General features: G+C 59.6%; 1 protein-coding gene. It reads left to right on the forward strand.

The window, feature by feature from the left end:
- A partial coding sequence (locus PROAA_RS07880; protein WP_186410822.1) for a DUF1631 family protein occupies window positions 1-1,032 on the forward strand: 1,032 nt, incomplete at its 5' end.
- Window positions 1,033-1,120: the final 88 nt, after the last annotated feature.

Genomic DNA, 1,120 nt, shown 5'->3' on the forward strand with positions numbered 1-1,120 from the left:
GCCCGGCAACTGGTCAATCGCATGGCGCGAGCCGCCATCGGGCTGGATCAGGATACCGGGCGCGATCACGTCGTCTGTGACCGTCTCGGGAAACTCGCCGATGCCGTTCGCAGTACACTTGAAAAGACCGAGGGTGTGCTGACTCCGCATCTCGACGAACTTGATGAGCTGATCGCCGAGCGCGACCAGTCGATTCAGGCAAAAGCGCAGCCCTATGTGCAGCTGGTTCTTGATCACGAGGTGCAGGAATCTGCCCGAACCAATGCCCGGAATTGGCTGGGCCATGCACTTGAAAAAACCACAGAACCGGCGATCAGGCAATTCCTTGCGGATTCCTGGCAGCGAGTCATGGAAGCCGCTTGCCTGGTTGGCGGAATGTCGGGAACGCGCTGGCAGGAATGCGCTGACACCATCGTGGAGCTGAACTGGAGCGTGCAACCCAAGCCGACGGCCGATGAGCGGAAACGGCTGATTGCGCTGATACCTTCTCTGCTCAAGCGCATCAACACCGAACTGGACCGCCTCGATATCTCGACGGAAGAAAGAACCCCTTTCGTCAATGCCTGCTTCGACCTGCAGACGGCTGCGATGCGCAGCCGTCCCGGTGCACCCGATTTCCCGGCGCAGGCACCTGCGCAAGCCCCTCTTGCCCCTGCCGCGTCCAGCCCGCCGTTCGGCGAAGTGCGTGCTCCTCAGGCTCAAATCCTCGAACTGGACGGGAAACTCGTGCAATACATTGGCTTGCCAACCGAAACCAAGTCTCTTTGGCGTACCGACAGTAGTGCCTGGAAAGAGGGCGACTGGGTCAGTTTCTTGTTGCCGGATGGCGAGAGACTCTGCGGCCGCATCTGCTGGCAGAGTTCGCTTTCCGGAACCGTCCTGCTGTTCAACTCGGGGTGGGGCTACGCTGTTGCACTGGCGCCCTCGTCACTGGAACAGCAACTGCGTGACAGTCGCGCCCGTATCGTCTCCGCGACGTCTCTGTTTGACGAGGCGGCGTCGCAGGCCTTGGGTCAGATCACAAAACGGTAATTGCCCGAAAGGATGAAACTCCGCCGCCAGGGTCGGAGCATGAAAAACCGTTCACGATCATGGAGTTATGACAAGGGCTTGTAAACTT

Origin of the sequence: Candidatus Propionivibrio aalborgensis (assembly GCF_900089945.1) — a bacterium.
GTDB classification, from domain to species: Bacteria; Pseudomonadota; Gammaproteobacteria; order Burkholderiales; family Rhodocyclaceae; genus Propionivibrio; species Propionivibrio aalborgensis.